This window comes from Hyalangium sp. (assembly GCF_045802625.1).
Classification (GTDB): domain Bacteria; phylum Myxococcota; class Myxococcia; order Myxococcales; family Myxococcaceae; genus Hyalangium.
This window is the reverse complement of the sequence record NZ_JBJMQP010000039.1, coordinates 202,926-219,136: the sequence shown is the minus strand read 5'-3', so window position 1 is coordinate 219,136 and position 16,211 is coordinate 202,926. Positions and strand designations below refer to the sequence as shown.

At 67.2% G+C, this 16,211-nt stretch carries 10 protein-coding genes; 7 read left to right on the top strand and 3 right to left on the bottom strand.

All coding sequences use genetic code 11. From position 1 onward, the window contains the following. Positions 1-101 precede the first annotated feature (101 nt). The 4 genes from ACJ8AT_RS07015 to ACJ8AT_RS07000 all read left to right on the top strand — a co-directional run bounded on the left by ACJ8AT_RS07015 (position 102) and on the right by ACJ8AT_RS07000 (position 3,115). On the top strand, positions 102-440 hold the full coding sequence (locus ACJ8AT_RS07015; protein ID WP_407736843.1) for a DUF6602 domain-containing protein: 339 nt from the start codon (positions 102-104) through the stop codon (positions 438-440). Positions 441-526: 86 nt separating this feature from the next. Beyond that, entirely contained in the window at positions 527-940 is a 414-nt protein-coding gene (locus ACJ8AT_RS07010; protein WP_407736842.1) for a hypothetical protein, read from the top strand. Between the two features lie 52 nt (positions 941-992). Then, a complete protein-coding gene (locus tag ACJ8AT_RS07005; RefSeq protein WP_407736841.1) occupies positions 993-2,480 on the top strand; it encodes a hypothetical protein in 1,488 nt (495 codons plus the stop codon). 35 nt (positions 2,481-2,515) lie between these two features. Beyond that, positions 2,516-3,115 (top strand): hypothetical protein, encoded by a 600-nt coding sequence (locus tag ACJ8AT_RS07000; RefSeq protein ID WP_407736840.1) that lies wholly within the window; start codon positions 2,516-2,518, stop codon positions 3,113-3,115. A 25-nt stretch (positions 3,116-3,140) separates the two neighbouring features. Here the strand turns inward: ACJ8AT_RS07000 and ACJ8AT_RS06995 are convergent, their stop codons facing one another. Both ACJ8AT_RS06995 and ACJ8AT_RS06990 read right to left on the bottom strand, forming a co-directional pair. After that, positions 3,141-4,769, bottom strand: coding sequence for an LVIVD repeat-containing protein (locus tag ACJ8AT_RS06995; RefSeq protein WP_407736839.1), 1,629 nt, complete (start codon positions 4,767-4,769; stop codon positions 3,141-3,143). 16 nt (positions 4,770-4,785) lie between these two features. Beyond that, positions 4,786-5,718 (bottom strand): hypothetical protein, encoded by a 933-nt coding sequence (locus ACJ8AT_RS06990; RefSeq protein ID WP_407736838.1) that lies wholly within the window; start codon positions 5,716-5,718, stop codon positions 4,786-4,788. 180 nt (positions 5,719-5,898) lie between these two features. Here ACJ8AT_RS06990 and ACJ8AT_RS06985 point away from each other — a divergent pair, with 180 nt between their 5' ends. Both ACJ8AT_RS06985 and ACJ8AT_RS06980 read left to right on the top strand, forming a co-directional pair. Next, a complete protein-coding gene (locus ACJ8AT_RS06985; protein WP_407736837.1) occupies positions 5,899-8,010 on the top strand; it encodes a glucan 1,4-alpha-glucosidase in 2,112 nt (703 codons plus the stop codon). Positions 8,011-8,158: 148 nt separating this feature from the next. Then, positions 8,159-8,578, top strand: a complete 420-nt coding sequence (locus ACJ8AT_RS06980; RefSeq protein ID WP_407736836.1) for a hypothetical protein — start codon at positions 8,159-8,161, stop codon at positions 8,576-8,578. Here the strand turns inward: ACJ8AT_RS06980 and ACJ8AT_RS06975 are convergent. Further along, entirely contained in the window at positions 8,575-13,866 is a 5,292-nt protein-coding gene (locus ACJ8AT_RS06975) for an AAA family ATPase (RefSeq protein WP_407736835.1), read from the bottom strand. The two genes, ACJ8AT_RS06980 and ACJ8AT_RS06975, sit on opposite strands and share 4 nt — an antisense overlap. A 285-nt stretch (positions 13,867-14,151) precedes the next feature. Between ACJ8AT_RS06975 and ACJ8AT_RS06970 the strand changes: the two genes are divergently transcribed. Next, a complete protein-coding gene (locus ACJ8AT_RS06970) occupies positions 14,152-16,143 on the top strand; it encodes a peptidoglycan-binding protein (RefSeq protein WP_407736834.1) in 1,992 nt (663 codons plus the stop codon). The last annotated feature ends 68 nt before the right edge of the window (positions 16,144-16,211 follow it).

Sequence of the window (16,211 nt, the reverse complement as noted above, 5' to 3'; positions counted from 1 at the left end):
GGGAGGGTGCCCAAGGTTGGTGTACGGCCAGTGCGCCGCTTGGCGCACGTGCCCTTGGCTCTTCCTAGCAGGTGCCCGAGCAGTAGTTGTAGCCTCGGGCTATGCCGAACCACCTGCTGCGCATCCGGGAGCACTTCCGAGTAGAGACGGAGGCTCTTCGTCTCAAAGGAGATGGGGCTCGCATATTGGATCATATGGGCAGTCGCGGTGCGGATGCCGAGAATAGCCTGCTGCAATGGTTACAGGCCCGGCTTGCACCCGACTTCACTGTCTCTTCTGGTGAGGTTATCGACAGCTTCAACACCGACACAGGGGGGCCGAGCCGCCAGCAGGACGGCATCATTCACCGTAACGACCGGAACGCCAATCGCTTCATGCTCCCAGTGGTCTGCGCCTTGTTCCAGTCGAGAGCGTTGCTGGCATCATTGAGGTCAAACTGACGTTGACCAGCATGGAGCTAGCAAAGGCCGACGCGGCAGCAACCCAGACGCGTGCTCTACGCCTACGGACTACAGAGCAATCAATCTTGCCCGTTCATTCCATCTTTAAGCGTGAATACGGCGGACGCCAGCTTCAGGGCTTGATCGGTTCTGACAGTGGTATTGCGCTTGAGGATCCTCGGTTTGCAGCCAACCCGCTCATGTTCGCTGTGTTCGGCTATGGCGGAGTCGAAGGGAGTGGGAAACTGATTGAACTCCTGCGGGACACTACGACCGTCAACCTCGTGTGCTGTCTTGGCGCGGGGTGCGCAGCCCGTTTGCCCTTGGATGGCGGAATTGAAGCTGTGGAAGCACCAGATGCTCTGGCCATGTTTGCTGATTACATCACACGCAGCGTGGTGCAGTACGAAACAGTCATGAAGTATTTCAACCCCTCGTTCGCCGGCTATACTGGCTACCGGCAGATCGCCCCGAATCGTTCGGATGATACGAGTGAGTAAGCCGCTTTCTGGCGTAATGCGGGACTCATGCAGTGCTGATGCGGGGTGTTCGATGCGGTTGCGGCAAGTGGGCGCGGTGGTGTTGACGTACCTGATGGCCTGCGCGGGCACTCCGCGCGCGCTGTACCCGGAGACCGACCCGGCCGAGGCAGAGCTGGCGGCGGTGCGCTACGAACTGCACGTGCTCACCGCAGACAGTGGACCCTCCGAGCCGGTGCAGGTGAGCACCGAGGACTTCCAACATGCCATGCGAGTGTTGGCGCGGGATTTCCGTTCCTCCGCGCAGCCCGCCGAGACGGCGCACTGGTTGATCGAGGGCTCGCGTCAGGCCGACTTGCTGGCGGAGACGGAGCACGGGCGCGTGGTGCGGCTGATGCCGCTGGAGGACGACAGCCCTCTGGAGGCCGGCTCGGCAGCGGAACTGAAGCGCAAGTACCTGGGCCTGTGCCAGCGGGAGTACGGCGGCGGAGACTGCTTGGGGCTGTTGGCGGATGGCCCCACCCTGACTCGGGAAGACTTGCGTACCCTGGGGCTGGCGCTGGCCTTGAGAGGCGTGCTCAAAGAGACGGGAGTGGCGCTCAAGGGGATGGTATCCCCACAGGCCTTGGTGGCCATGGTGGTGTGGACCTGCTGCCTGTACCTGACGCTCTGGTTGTTGCCCGAACCGGTCTCCAAGTTGGTTGCGGCGAGCTTGACTCTGGCGCTGCTGGCGTGGCTGCCGGTGCACACGCTGTGGAGCCTGATGGACGGCTGGGGCCGCTTGGTGCACGAGGTGGACCGAGCTACCTCCTTCGAGCAGGTGGAAGAGGCGAGCGCGAAGTTCAGCCAGGTGTCAGGGGAGAACACGGCGCACGTGCTGGTGATGGTGGTAACGGCCGTGGTGACAGGAGGCACTGCGAAGTTCACCGCACGTCTGCCCAACCTGCCGGGCTTCGAGCAGGCAGCCACCCAGGCTGAAGCTCAGGGCCTGGGTCTCGCGGGGGCTGGAGAAGTGGAAGCAGTGGCCGCCGCCGAGAACGAGACCTTCACCCTCATGGTGCGCCGCCCCGGAGGGCGAGCAGCAGCGGCGGCGGAGGACTCCACAGAGGCACGGGAGACCGCCACCGTCATCATCCGTCACCAGGGCGGTAACCGGCAGGTCTTCATCAATGGCCAGCGCTGGCATGTGCCTGCCAATAGGTCCATCCAGGAGATTCCAGCCAAGGATCCAGTAGGGGACGCCCTCCAGTCAGCGGCCCAGCGTATCGCCAAGAACTGGAGTCGTGGCCAACTGTCACCGAAGCAGGCAGATGCCTTGCGCCGGGCGCGCGAGCAGGGCCGGTATCTTGAAGCCCACCTCATGGAGCGCCAGTTCCGCGGTCAATGGGTGGAGAACATGCTGAGAGAAGAGTTCAAGGAACTGCAGTGGAGCCGGACCGGTGTTGACATTGTCGATGCTGCGACAGGGCTGAAGTACGAAGTACTGGCAGGGACGAATTCAAACATGGAGTTACACGGGCGGCGGATGGCGGAAGTGTTCTTCCGTCTTATCGCGTTCTGAACCTCTAAACGGACCAATTGGGACATTGGGATGTCATGATTCAATTCAGTGATCAGGAAATCAAAAACCAAACGCTCGTCTTGGATAGTGCGACCGAGTTGTACTATCTCGGTCACAACCTGACATTGAGAAATTGTACTCTTGTCATCAGAGTGCCCAGGCGTGCGCTAGTGATCACCCGCACGCGCTTCATCGACTGCACCATTGAATGCAAACGACAGCTGAATAATTTTCGCTGGCAATCCGTTGTGCTGAGAGGTTGCCGATTCAAGGGCCGTTTCACTGGTAATGACTTCGGGGAATGGCCGTCTTCTGCAGGTGAAGGAAGCATCGAGGATTGTGACTTCTCCGAGGCGCATCTGGATGCGACTCGCTTTCTGGGCTGCGATGTCCGTACGCTCCGGCTTCCTTCCTGGCCCTGCTTCACCGTCTTTGACCCCGTGCGCTGTTGGCGCGAATTGAGAGCATTGGCATGGCCTGGTGACATCGGTCCCGTGGTGATAGCAGGATTCGCTGAATACCCACCTACCACTGTGGCCGTGACGTATTCAGCCACAGTCCTGGCGAAGGAAAGCGGGACCACCCCGGACGCCATCAAGGCCGTGTTGCAGAAGCTGGACGGGGTGTACTACTGACCCCGTCCGTTTTCGGGTGTATGGATCACGGCTCGCGGAAGATGAGCAGGCCGCGCGTGATGTCTACCAGATAGACATATCCGTCACCGGGGACCCGGATGCCGATGGCGCCGACGAACAGCGCGCCCGAGCGGCTCAGGTCCACGTCCCGGTAGGTGTTGAAGTAGGCCAGCTCCTTCGGCTGGGTGGGGTTGGACACGTCCAGTACGCGCAGGCCCTCGGCGTACCAGGCCACGTACAGCCGCTTGTCCTTCAGGATCATGTTGTGGATGGAGGTCTGCGGCCGCATCTTGTACTCGCCGATCTTCACGATGTGGGCCGGGTCGGTGACGTCCAGCACGCGCAGGTGCGCGTTCACCTCCTCGCCACCCTCGAAGGCGATGGTGCGCCCGGCGAAGGTGCCCACCTGATTGGCGTGGGTGGGGTTGTAGATGTCCGCGTCATACGTATACGCGCCGAGCGGCTTGGGGTTGGCCCCATCCGTCACGTCCAGCACGTAGTACCCCTGGCCCATCTGGTTGATGTACAGCCGGTTCTGGTACGCGAACGCGTCGTGCGGATAGCCCAGGCCATTGGTGTCCGCGGGCACCGTGTAGCGGGTGAGCAGTACGGGGTTCAACGGATTGCTCACGTCGAAGATGAGCTCCTGGTTGGCGCCCGCGGCCTGGGCATACAGCCGGTTCCCATCCACGTAGAGGGTATGCACGTCGAAGGTGTCACCCGGCACGCTGCGTACGAACTGCGGATCCTCGGGGTTGGAGATGTCGTAGACGATCACCCCGTGGTTGCCGCTGCCGATGTAGAGCGCGTTGTCCTTGGCCCAGACCGAGTTCCAGTAGGTGTCTCCCGCCAGCGTCACCACCTTACGAAGCACGGGGTGGGCCTGATCGCTCACATCGAACACGGTGAGGCCGCCCACGCGAGGGCTGGGGCTCAGCGAGAGGGACACGACATAGGCGTGGTTCTTGGTGACGTAGACATCCACGGGGAGGCCGAGCGCCACCGCGCTCTCCGAGACGAGTCCGATGCCCGAGGACTCGGGCTCGCTCAAGCGCTGCAGGCGCGTGCCATCGAACGAGCCGGAGGAGCGCCGGGCCCCCCCGTTGGTGCAGGTCTGGTAGCAGCCGGTGAGGTGCTGCGGGCTCTGGGCCTCGCAGCCCGCGAAGGCATAGAGCGTGGTGCCTCCGTCGTTCAGGGTTCGCTTCCCAGCGACATAGAAGTTCTGGGCGTCCACCTGCTTCTGGATGAGGGGATAGCTGTTGACGGACTCGGGCCCTCCATTCGTCGAGACCTTGATGCCGCTGTAGCCGAAGCCGAAGAAGCTGGTGCCGCTGGCACGCTGGCGCACGCCGTAGACGCCGTCCGGCGAGAGCTGCGAGAGCGTGCTCCGGTTGCAGGCTGACAGGTCGAACGCCTCCCTGCTGCCGCAGGCGATGGGCGTGCCCGCGTCATCCGCGGTGAGCACGGGGCACGAGGCGAAGGGGCCGGTGTCGATGTTGTCGCCCTGCTCGTCCAGAGGGACGTAGGTGCCATCCCACTCGGCCCCGGCGTCGGGAGTGCCGGCATCCGGTCCGTTCGGGGTGTCGTCATGGCAGCCCAGGCCCCAGGCCGACATCAGCAGGACAGCGAGTGCACATCGGATCGGGTTTGTCATGGGGGTGCTCCGGGCTTCAGCCCTTCTTGGACTTGGAGGCGCTGGCGCTCTTCTTCTTCTCACGGGCCGCCTTGGCCTGCTCCAGCTTCGCCACGAGCTTCTGGAGCGAGTCCGCCTTGCTGCCGCAACTGGAGACGACGGCCTTGGGCGTGGTGGTCTGGCCCTCGACCTGGATGGGGCTCTTTTCGAGCTCCGGCGTCTTGGCGAGCAGCTGCTTCGCGCTCTCGCCGCAGCGCTGGAAGTGATCTCTGGCGTCTGTGTAGAGCGAGAGCTGCTTGTCGGGATCCTTCTCCGTCTTCGCCTTCTTCATCAGCGCCTCGCCCTCCTGGCGGGCGGTGGCTGGCCCGGAGACGAAGTCGAGCGCCTGCTGCACACTCCGAGCCTTCGCCGTGGCCTGCTCCAGCCGCTGCTCGGTGCGCCGCGCGGAGGCCCCGTAGTCCTCGTTCTGGGCCTCGAACTTCTTGCCCTCGTTGAGCCGCTCGCGCGTGTGCTCCACCGCCTTGAGGACGGCCTGCACTTGCGGCGGCCCGACGTCCTTGCGATCGAGCGCGTCGAGCGCGGTGGAGACCTCGTCCATGGCCTGCATGAGGTTGTCTCGTTGCTTGTCCGCGGCGGCTTCGAGGTCTCGGCGCGCCTTCTCCTGGCGGGTGGGACCGATGCGGGCCTTGAGCTCGGAGTAGCGGGAATGGAGCATCTCTCCCTCGGGAGACAGCTCGATGTCCGGGTTGGACAGCAGCTTCTGAGCCTGATCGAGCTGGGCCTCGGCGTGATCGACGTCCAGCTTGCTCAGATCCCGCTCGGCGCCATCGAGCAGAGGCGAGGCCTCATCGGACAGCTTCTCCCCATGACGGGTGCGGTCCTTCAGGTTCTTGGGTCCACAAGCAGCCAGGGCGACTCCCAGCAGGAGGGGAGCCAGCCATGAAGGAAGGACGGACGGGGTTGCGCGCATGTGGCACATCCAACGTCCGTTCTCGGGGTCTGTCCACCAGAAGCCTTGGCCCTGGAGTCCAGCTTGCCGCCTCGGGGCCGGGTGTCCTCCCTTGCCGCCATCTCTGGCTCGCAGGAGGCACTGGCTCGTATGGGCTTCTCCATCTTTGGACCTCGCGCTCGTGGCACGTCCCTCGGTATCTTGGCACTGGCGATCGTTCTGGCTGGCTGTGCCGGCTCGGTGGCACCCGGTCAGCCCGGCTCCGCGGCGGTCTGGACTCCGGCGAACAAGGAGGGGTTCGGCACCGCGAGGAGCCAGGTGAGCCGGGTCTGGTACACGCTCGGCTCCGGCGAGCTGACCGAGGTCTACTACCCGACCCTCGGCTCGCCGAGCGTGAGGGATCTGTGGTTCATCGTCTCGGATGGCAAGACGTTCGCCGAGTCCGAGCTCGACGCCACCGATCACCACGTCGAGCTCGCGGATCCGCGCAGCCTCACCTACCAGCAGGTGAACACCGCGAAGTCCGGCAAGTACCGCCTCACGAAGACCTATGTGACGGATCCGGAGCGGAACACGCTCCTCATCGACGTCCGCTTCGAGTCCCTCTCGGGCGAGCCGTACTCACTCTATGTGGTGTATGACCCGTCGCTCGCCAACGAGGGGATTGACGACTCGGGCACGAGCGAGGATGGCGTGCTGATCGCGCAGGACAGCATTGCAGCCAGCGCGTTGCTCTCGCACCCCGACTTCGAGAAGACCTCGAACGGCTACCTCGGAGCGAGCGACGGGTGGACCGATCTGCGCGACGACTTCAAGATGAACTGGAGCTACCGCTCGGCGCCGGACGGCAACGTGGTGCAGACGGGCAAGCTGCCCGTGACGGGGCTCGGCCACAAACAGTCGGCGACCCTGGTGCTCGGCTTCGGCGAGACGGCGGACGAGGCGCGGGATGCGGCGGAGGGCTCGCTGCAGACCGGCTTCGAGCTGGTGGCGCAGACCTATGCGGGGGGGTGGCACAACTGGTTGGGCTCGCTGCCGCCCGCGCCCCCGAGCGTCGAGCGCTGGATGACCACCTATCAGTCCTCGCTGATGGTGTTGGCCGCCTCGGAGGACAAGCTCCACCGTGGCGCCTTCATCGCCTCGCCCACCATGCCGTGGGTGTGGGGCCAGGGATTGGAGAAGCCCTCCGGGGCCTACCACCTCGTCTGGTCGAGAGACCTCTATCAGATCGCCACCGCGCTCCTGGCGGCGGGAGACCGGGACGCCGCGGGGCGAGCGCTCGATCACCTCTTCACGGTCCAGCAGAAGCCGGATGGCTCGTTTCCACAGAACGCCACGGTGGAAGGCACGCCGCACTGGACCAACCTACAGCTCGATGAGGTGGCCCTGCCCATCGTCCTGGCGTGGCAGCTCGGCCGCACGGACGCGGCGACGTACACGGACCATGTGAAGAAGGCGGCGGACTTCCTCGTGGCCCACGGCCCCGTCACGCCCCAGGAGCGCTGGGAGAACCAGAGCGGCTATTCGCCAGGGACGATCGCCGCCGAGATCGCCGGGCTCATCTGTGCCGCGGACCTCGCGCGCCATAACGGAGACGCCGCCTCCGCGGCGAGCTACGAGTCCACTGCGGACTCCTGGCAGCACCAGGTGGAGTCCTGGACCGTCACGACCAACGGCCCGCTCGCGCCACACGCGTACTACCTGCGCTTGACGAAGGACGGGAACCCCAACGCGGGGACAACCTACTCCCTGGGAGATGGAGGCCCCTCAGCCATCGATCAGCGCCGCGTGGTGGACCCGAGCTTCCTCGAGCTGGTGCGGCTGGGCGTCAAGCCCGCGAACGATCCGGCCATTGCGATGTCGCTGGCAGTCATCGACACGCAGCTCAAGGCGGACACGCCGAACGGCTCGTTCTGGCACCGGTACGACTTCGACGGGTACGGAGAGACGCGCGAGGGAGGACCGTGGGTGATCAGCGAGCCGGACACCGGGCTGACGCTCGGGCGCGCCTGGCCCATCTTCGCGGGAGAGCGGGGCGAGTACTCGCTCGCCGCGGGGCAACCGGCGGCCTCCTATCTGGATGCCATGGCCCGCTCCAGCAACGATGGGTTCTTGATGCCCGAGCAGGTCTGGGATGGGCGCCCGCCCTCCGGTCAGCCCGGGTTTCCGGCGGGAGAGGGGACCTTCTCGGCCACGCCCCTCATCTGGTCCCACGCCCAGTTCGTGCGCCTGGCCTGGTCCCTCCAGGCGGGCTACCCCGTCGAGCAGCCCGCGCTGGTCGCCTGCCGGTACACCTCCGTGTGCCGCAGGTAGGCAGGTGGAGGTTCGGCCCTGGTATGCCACCAGCACAACATTGTGGAGCCTTGAAACGTCGGACGTTGGAAGCCCCTGTGTCTCCCTGACTCCCGGCGCCGCTGTCCCGCTATGCTGGCCTTCGGGTTTGAGTACAAAAGGGAGAGCCATGGGCTCCGCGCACTACAGCGTGAAGAACGAGACCGCGGAGCGGACCCTCTATCTGCGGATGGAGGGGTTCTTCGAGGAGAGCGAGATGAAGGACTTCGTCCGGCTCCTCCTCGAGGCCTCCGCCAGCTATGGGGGCCAGCCTCACTTGGTGCTGGCGGACATGCAGGGGTTGCAGATCTCCAGCCTGGACGTGGCGAAGCTCTTGGGAGACGCCATCGGCAAGGCCCGGCAGCAGGGCGTGACGTGCTGTGCCCACCTCACCTCTTCCACCGTGGTGAAGATGCAGATGGCGCGGCTGGCCCGCGAGCACTCGCAGGGAGATGACGTGACGGTGAACGTCGGCTCGCTCGAGGAGGCGAACAAGGTGCTCGCCGAGGCGCGGCTCTGGATGGGGCTGGACAGCCACACGAGGGCCTAAGCCCCGGCCTTCACCGGCCCCGAGGTGGGAAGCCGGAGGGTGGCGGTGGCTCCCTGCCCGGGCCCGGCGCTCTCCAGCGTGAGCTGCCCGCCCATGAGCTGCGCCGCGAGCGCGCTCGAGTGCAGGCCCAGCCCGTGGCTGTCCTTGCGCGTGGTGAAGCCCTGGCTGAAGAGCTGGCTGCGAGCTTCGGGAGCGATCCCCTGGCCATTGTCCTCGATCTGGAGGTGGAGCCACTCGCCCTCCCGGCGCAGGCGCAGCCCCAGCAGCCGCCGCCCGGGGGGGACTGACTCCAGCGCCTGCCGGGCGTTGCTCAGCAGGTTGAGGAGGATCTGCAGCAGCCGGTGCCTGTCCACCCTCATCCGGATGGGCTCCAGCTCCGTCGTCACCTGCACGCCCGCCTGGTGCAGGGCGCTGTGCTGCAGGCGGAGGGCCTCCTCCACCACCTCGGCCAGATCGCACTCCTCCTCCAGCAGCGTGGACCTGGCGTAGGTCTGCTGCAGGTGGACGATGGCGCGCACCCGCTCGACGTGCCGGGTCATGTCCCGGAGGCTCTCCTGCAAGTCCACCTGCTCCTGCTTCAGCGTGCCCGCGAGGCTCGTGAGGTAGGGCACCATCTGGAGGCCCCGGGGATCCTGGGTGAGGAACTCCGGCAGCTTGTGTTGGTGCTCCTCGAGGAGGCTGGCCACCTGCTCGACGCGGACCACCCGCGAGGCGGCGACCTCGTTGCGCAGGGACTCGGTGGCCACCACGAGGCTGTTCAAGGTGTTGCCCACCTCGTGCAGCACGTTGGAGGCGACCTCGGCCATGCCCACCAGGCGGGCCGTCTCCACCAGGCGCGCCTGGGCCTGCCTCAGCTCGCGCGTGCGCTCCTCCACGCGCGCCTCCAGCTCCTCGTTGGCCTGGCGCAGGGCCGTCTCCGCCTGCTGCACCTCGGAGTAGAGCTGCGCGTTCTCCAGGGAGATGACGGCGTGCGAGGCCAGGTGCTGCAGGAGGGCGATGCGGCCGGGGCTGAAGGCGCCCGTGGCCAGCGAGTTCTCCAGGTACAGCACTCCGTGGATCTGCTTGCGCTTCAAGGGCAGACACAGCACGGAGCGGGCGTGGCTCTGGGAGAAGAACGTGTCGGAGGAGAAGGCGTGGGGCTTGGAGGTGTCGTCGATGAGGACGTGCTCGCTGGCGCGGCTCACATAGGAGAGCACCGTCCAGGGCAGCTCCTGGTCCGTTGGCTGACGGACCAGCGCCCGGGGCTCTCGTGAAGCGGAGTCCACCAGGGCCTTCACCTGCAGCTCGGCGTCCTGCACGAGCACGAGGGCGCCTCGCTGGGCTCCGGCGCTCTGCAAGGCCACGCGCATGAGGGTGGACACCAGCTTCTCCTGGTTGATCTCGCTGGAGAGCGCCTGCTGGGCCTTGACGAGGCTGAGCGTATCGAGCCGGGTGGGGCCCGTGTCATAGGTGGTGTTCTGGCTGGCCGCGGGCAGCTCCGCCAGGTGCGGCCACTGCTCGTCCATGTGGCGCACCTTGCCCTCGGCGCCCCACTGGCTGTAGGCCTCGCGAGCCTGGCGGGCATAGGCGGTGGCGATGGTGGGGTAGCCCCGCTCCTTCCAGAAGCGCGCGGCCAGCTCGCTGGCGAGGGCCACGTTCTGGATGAGGCCGTGCGTGTGGGCCGCCTGGATCGCCGCCTCGTAGGCCTGCATGGCCGCCTCGTCCCTGCCGTGCAGGCGCTCCAGCTCCGCGGCCACCATCCGCTCCACGGCGAGGAACGTCTGCGGGCAGCTCTCGGCCCACGCCGCCAGCTGCTGATGGTGTTCCCGGATCTGCTCCAGGTCTTCCCGCTGCTGCTGGGCATCAGCCTCCGGGGAGCACGCCGCCAACGTGAGCGCGCGGAACTGGTGGTAGTCGAGAATCGGGATTCTCCCGAGCAGCGCCCAGCGCAACGAGTGGGCTTGATCCGCCGCCTGGCGCGCGTCCTCGTACAGGCCACACATGAAGCGGGAGCGCGTCTTGACGATGGCGTACAGGCAGTCCTGGGGCGCCAGGCCCGCGCTCTTCCGGCTCTCGAGGTACTGCTCGGAGACGCCCTCCATACTCAGCGAGGTGAACGACTCATTGTGCCCGCGCATCTGCTGCACGAAGGACTGGAGGATCAGCAGGTAGTCCTGCCCGGAGCGGAAGTTGACCTTGCGGGGGAAGTCCGCCGCCGCGTTCATCTCCCGGAACACCTCGGCCAGCTCGAGGCCCATGAAGAGGGGGAGCGAGCCGATCGTGAGGCAGCAGTAGCACGCGCCCTGGAAGTCACTGCCCTGCACCGCGTACTGGAAGGCCTCCTGGGCGAGCTCCTTCGCGGCGGACAGCGGGCGCACCCAGGTGCTCAGCTGCGCGAGGATGAACAGCACGCGGGAGCGGAGGGCGGCGCCCGGGTGCCGCTCGATGAGGGCCTGCGCGAGCCGGCCGAACTCATACCCCCGGCGCAGATCCCTGAACCGGGTGAGCGTCACCAGGCCATACCAGACATAGCCCAGCGCGCTGGCGGCGGTGTTGCCATGGCGGAGCGTCAGGGCCACCAGCCGCGAGAGCTGCAGGGCCAGCAGGTTCTCGTCGGTGAAGAAGGCCGGAGAGATCATCGCCACGAGCAGGCCGATGACGGTCTTCATCTCCGGATCCGTCAGGGCCGGCAGATCCACGAGGCTCTCGACGGGGCGATCGCCCAGCAGGGACTCCAGCTCCTCACGCGCGGCGACCGCGTCCTCCCAAGAGGGCTGCGAGGGCAGGTGCACCCCGAAGCGCTCCAGGCACTCCAGCAGGCACGCGGTGGCGGCCTTGGCGCCGCCGGTGGTGAGGAGGATCTCGGCCTTGAGCTGGGAGCCCGCCGCCAGATGCTGGAGCGTGGGGGCGCGGGGGAGCAGCTCCTCGATGAGGTGGCGGGCCTCGGAGATGTTGCCGCTCGCGGACTCGCTGCGGGCCTGCTCCAGGCGCAGCTTGAAGGCCAGATCGGGTTCGGTCTTCCAGGGATCCCCGGGCAGCAGCAGGAAGGCCATGCTGAAGAAGCCGACGGCCGAGCGGTGGGCCGTGGAGGCCTTGGCCCGCAGTCCCGCCTCGTTGTTCAGCCGGGCCAGCCGCAAGCGCTCCTCTGGATCCTCCAGCAGCGCCGAGCCCTCGTTGAGGTGGCCCACCACATCGAAGAGCTGCTCCTGCAGCTCCTCGGGTGGGAGGCGGGTCCAGAGCAGCCGGCCGATCTCCAGGTGGACGGCCTGCCGCTCCTCCGCGGGGATGAGGGAGTAGGCGGCCTGCTGGATGCGATCGTGCAGGAAGCGGTAGTGCTGGGGGGCGGTCTGAACCACCAACCCTTCCTGCAGCACCGGCTCGAGGCGGCGCTCCACCTCGCGCTCCTCCTGATGGGAGACGAGCGCCAGCGTCTCGACGGTGAAGGCGTTGCCCACGCATGCGGCCATGCGAAGTATCTGCTGGGCCGGGGCGGGCAGTTGCCGCAGCCGGCTGGCCATGAAGTCCACCACGTTATCGGAGTAGCCCCGGGCCCGCACGGCGTCCGCGTCCCAGCGCCACGCTCCCTCGGGGCCTCGTGCCACGAGCCCCTCCTGGTACAGCGTCTGGAAGAGCTGAAGCAGGAAGAAGGGGTTGCCTCCCGTCTTCTCCTGCAGCAGCCCCGCGAGCGGCTCCACGAGCTCCGGCGCGGCGCCGGGCAGGGCCTCCGCCACCAGCTGCCGCGTCTCCTCGATGGCGAGCGGCCCCAGTTGCAGCTCCTGTACCTGGGCGGCCGCACCGCGCACCTCCTCCAGCGCGCGGGCCAGCGGATGCGAGGCGCTCACCTCGTTGTCCCGATAGGCGCCGATCAGCAGCAGGGGAGGCGTGTCCGGGTGGGTGATGAGGTACTGCAGCAGCCGGAGGCTGGCGAGGTCCGCCCACTGCAAGTCATCCAGGAAGAGCACCAGCGGATGCTCGGCGGTGGCGAACACTCCCAGCAGGCGCTGGAAGAGGCGGTTGAAGCGGTTGCGTGTCTCCGTGGGCGGCAGCTCTGGAGCCGGAGGCTGCTTGCCCACCACCTGCTCCAATGGGGGCACCAGATCCACCAGCACCTGGCCCTTGCCCTCGAAGGCCTCGAGCAGGCGCTGGCGCCAGGCCGCCACCTCCTCGTTGCTGCCGACCAGCACCTGCTGCACCAGCGCCCGCACAGCCTGGGCCAGGGTGGCGTAGGGCACATCCCGCTGCAGCTGGTTGAACTTGCCGCTGACGAAGAAGCCGCGGCGCTGCAGCACGGGCTTGTGCAGCTCGTGGATGACGGAGGACTTGCCAATCCCCGAGTAGCCTCTCACCAGGAGCCACTCGGCCCTCCCCTCGCGCACCACCCGCTCGAGGGCCTCCCGCAGCGCGGAGATCTCGCTCTCGCGTCCATAGAGGCGCTGGGGGAGCTGGAAGTGGGTGGGGAAGTCCTTCTCTCCCAGGGGAAACTCCCCCAGCTTGCCCTGGCGCAGCGCCTGCTGGCAGCGCTCCAGATCCGCCTTCAGCCCCTCGGCGCTCTGGTAGCGCTCCTCGGCGGGCTTGGCGAGCAGCTTGAGCACCACCGCCGAGAGCATGGGCGGAACCGAGGCCACCCGCTCGTGTGGAGGAACGGGCGCCTGCGCGATGTGGGCATGGATCCACTCCAAGGCATCCCGGCCGTGGAAGGGGAGCTGCCCCGTCAGGAGCTGGTAGAGGGTGACGCCCAGCGAATAAAAGTCCGTGCGGTAGTCCACCGCCCGGTTCATCCGTCCGGACTGCTCCGGGGACATGTACGCCAGCGTGCCTTCGACGAGCCCGGCCGCCGCCTCCACGTGCTCCACCTGCTGCAAGGTGGCGAGCCCGAAGTCGATGAGCCACACCCGCTCCCCGAGGAGGATGTTGGCGGGCTTGATGTCCTTGTGGATGACGCCGCGGCGGTGCACCTCGGCCAGGGTGGAGACCAGGGGCAAGGCGATGGACAGCAGCTGCGAGGCCTCGAAAGGCCGCTGCAGCTCCTCGGACAGCGCCTGGCCTCCCACGTCCTCCACCAGCAGGACGGGGTTCTCCTTGATCAGCTCGTAGCCCAGGACCGCGGGCACCCCGGGAATGCCTTGCAGGCGCTGCATGAGGCGGTACTCGCGCTCATACCGGGCGCGCTCACGCGGGCCGACGTGCTCCATGCGCGGCGTCTTGACGATGGCAGGCCGCTGATCGGCCTCGCGCACCGCGCGGAACAGCAAGTTGCCGCTCGTCGTCTGAAACAGCCCGAGCAGCTTGTAGCCACGAATCTCCACCATGCTGGACGCCTCGGCTCACTCACACGCTGGGCTGGGAAGCGGGCCGCCTCCATCAACCAGGGGGCTGTCCGCCCCCCCCATGCATGTCCCCCCGGGATCATGGGTCCGCGTCCGTGTTCTTCCGTGAACAGTCCGTACTTGAGCATGGCAGGGAGGCCGTTGCCAGCGGCGCCCCCAGCCCCGCGAATGGGCGGATTTCACGAAGGTTTTTTGCAGAAGCAACTTCGGGTGGGACATGTACGACAATTCCCTTCGAACGGTTTTGTTTTCTTGTGAGGAGCAGTCATGTCGACGGTCCACACCATCAGCTCGGGCGAGACCCTGAGCAGCATCGCCCGTCGCTACAACTCGACGGTCGACGCGATCGCCAAGGCGAACAACATCCAGAATCCGAACCTGATCGTCACGGGGCGTCAGCTGACGATCCCGGACGGGTTCGACGCGCAGCCGCGGCCCACGTCGCGTCCGCAGGCGGGAGACGGCTTCGACACGAGCGCCACGCAGCCGCGCGCGGCGGCGGCGGGCCACATCCCGTCGGCGGCCGAGGGGCAGTACGACGGCACCCGCGCGGCGCCGGGCACCACGGACACGCGGGGCTGGATCCCCACGAGCCCGCCGCTGCAGGGCAGCCCGTCCAACCGCAACGCGGCCACGTACGCGGACGTGATTGATCAGTTCGCGGTGGGCAACAACCCGCGCTACACGCCGCGGGACGGGAACACCTTCTGCAACATCTTCGCGTGGGACGTGACGAAGGCGATGGGCGCGGAGGTCCCGCACTGGGTGGACGGCGCGGGCAACCCCGCGGGCGTGGGCCAGGGCCGCGAGCTGGACGCCAACGCCACCAACACGTGGCTCAACCAGCACGGCGCGGAGCACGGCTGGCATCAGGTGAGCGCCGAGGAGGCGCAGCGGCTGGCCAACGAGGGCCACCCCGCGGTGGCGAGCTGGAACAACCCGGGCGGCATCGGCCACATCGCGGTGGTGCGCCCCGGTGAGGTGACGGCGCAGGGCCCGGCGATCGCCCAGGCCGGCGCGCGCAACTTCAACGAGGGCCACGTGCGCGACTCCTTCGGGAACGCGAACGTGCAGTACTTCGTGAACGACAGCGGCACGTCGACGCAGGGGCCGGGCGAGCCTACGCCCACGCCGACTCCCTCGCCCACGCCGTCTCCCACGCCGTCTCCGTCCACGGGGGGCACGCGCTTCGCGGTTCCGCAGAGCGATCTGCAGCGCGGCAGCACGGGCGAGGAGGTGAAGCAGCTGCAGTCGGCGCTGGTGAACCTGGGCTACATGTCTCAGGCGCAGATGGACACGGGCCCGGGCACCTTCGGCCCCCAGACGGAGGCCTCGCTCAAGAACTTCCAGTCGGACCACGGCGTGCCGAACACGGGCTACTACGGGCCGATGACCCGCGAGGCGCTGACCCGCGAGGCGAGCGCTCCCCGCTTCAGCGTTCCGCAGAGCGATCTGCAGCGCGGCAGCGCGGGTGAAGAGGTGAAGCAGCTGCAGTCGGCGCTGGTGAAGCTGGGCTACATGACGCAGGCGCAGATGGACACCGGGCCGGGCACCTTCGGTCCGCAGACGGAGGCCTCGCTCAAGCGCTTCCAGTCGGACCATGGCGTGCCGAACACGGGCTATTACGGACCGATGACCCGTGAGGCGATGACCCGCGAGGCGGGTGGCACCTCGGGCTCTTCAGGGCCGGGGCCGGTGACGGGGCCGACGCCCCCGCCGCCGAGCACCTCGGGCGGCGTGTCGCTCCAGCAGCTCCAGGCGATCATGCCCAACCTGTCCACCTCGCGGGCGCAGCAGATGCTGCCCTACCTCAACTCCGCCATGCAGGAGGCGGGCATCAACACGCCGAAGCGTGAGGCGGCGTTCCTGGCGCAGCTGGCGCACGAGAGCGGCGAGTTCCGCTACATGGAAGAGATCGCCTCGGGCGCCGCGTACGAGGGCCGCACGGACCTGGGCAACACGCAGCCGGGTGATGGCGTGCGCTACAAGGGTCGTGGCCCCATCCAGCTCACCGGCCGCAGCAACTACCGCGCGGCGGGCCAGGCGCTGGGGATCGATCTGGAGAACAACCCGACTCGCGCCGCCGATCCCGACGTGGGCTTCCGCACCGCGGCCTGGTTCTGGAACAGCCGCAACCTCAACTCGTACGCGGACGCCGGCAACTTCGACGCCATCACCTACCGGGTGAACGGCGGCTACAACGGCAAGGCCTCGCGTGATGCGTACTACGCCCGGGCCCTCCAGGCGCTTGGCGCGTAGTCCAGCGATAGGGCTCGAGTGCCCATGAGGCGGAGGTCGCTTCGTGGGCACGGGCCTGCTCCCCTGGC